This is a genomic window from Candidatus Parvarchaeota archaeon, from assembly GCA_016866895.1.
Lineage (GTDB): Archaea > Micrarchaeota > Micrarchaeia > Anstonellales > VGKX01 > VGKX01.
On record VGKX01000234.1, the window covers coordinates 1 to 1,171 of the forward strand.

At 46.6% G+C, this 1,171-nt stretch carries 2 protein-coding genes; both read right to left on the minus strand.

Annotated features, from left to right (window positions below):
• The coding region (locus tag FJZ26_06200) for a hypothetical protein (protein ID MBM3229997.1) at positions 1-408 on the minus strand (408 nt) is incomplete at its 3' end.
• 79 nt (positions 409-487) lie between these two features.
• Positions 488-1,045 (minus strand): hypothetical protein, encoded by a 558-nt coding sequence (locus tag FJZ26_06205; protein MBM3229998.1) that lies wholly within the window; start codon positions 1,043-1,045, stop codon positions 488-490.
• Between the last annotated feature and the right edge of the window lie 126 nt (positions 1,046-1,171).

The window sequence follows — 1,171 nt, forward strand, 5'->3', positions numbered from 1 at the left end:
AATTTTTAACAGGGCTTTTTGAAGAAACGCCAATTTGACAGTTGGGGGATCAACATATTGATTGATGAGCCTTGAGCCATCGAAAATCAGACGATGCTTTTCCTCACCATTAATGACTCTTGTGACTAAGCCCAATGGACTGACGCAATGAGGTTTTGTAGAAACCATTTTGAGCACTCCTTGTTGCAACAATTCCATAATTAACCCTTCTGTAACCTCCATATTGTCACGGACAGACGCATTATTGGGGAGAACATCTTGGTCAGGCTCAGAGATGAAAGGCACCTTATAACCATGCCGGATAATTTCCATAACCCAGGGCCCAGCTTTGAGAGTGTGTTCCCAGAAATCCGCCTTGCAATGAATCCCTTCAGGAGAAAAATTATTGCTAAGTTGTTTTGAGGCCAATGAAACCCTGGTCAACAGTATTATAAACAAAAATATAGACAACAAAGGGCGGATTTATTTCCAGCAGCAACAAATAAACTTACATGGAGTTATTCGGCTTGTTGTTGCACTCGCGTGCAAAATGGCCAAACTGCGCACAGTTGTGGCAACGAATATGAGCCTTGTTAAGAGGCTGACGGGGTTGAGGAGCGTGACCAGACTGACCAGCAGCCCCGGCATACCCGGAGGGACCCCCATATCCGGCAGCGATGGCTTGACCCGCGGAGCCAAAAGCAGCGGGCTTATTGGCCGCATAACTGCCATGTTTCCCGCCAAAAGAGCGAGGCTTGAATGCCGGCTTCTTAGCCAATCCTCTCAATTCGCGCTCGTCCTCCTTTTTCTGCTCTCGCTTGTTAAACAACTTGGCAACCTTGAGGTAATTTTCATTTTGGCCATTACCTGTAATAACGTGGCATATAGGGCAAGATCTGAACTGAAGGGGGGGAAAAAACACATTACCGGCCTCCAAAAACTCGAGCTCACGAGCGAAAGACCAGCCTTTGGCCTGCGCAGCAAGAACCACAAAAAGTCGGGAATTTAACACGTCCGTTGACTGTTTAATGCGATTGAAAAGATTCATGGTTTGCTCGCGGCTCAAGGGGACAAACTTATCCCTGGAAAGCAAAGTTTTGAACAGTGGAGTAATACACCACAAGGGAAAAGGGAGGGGGATCTTACTTGGACAAAGCCGAGTCAAGTTCACGAAAAACCTCGTGGTAAAACG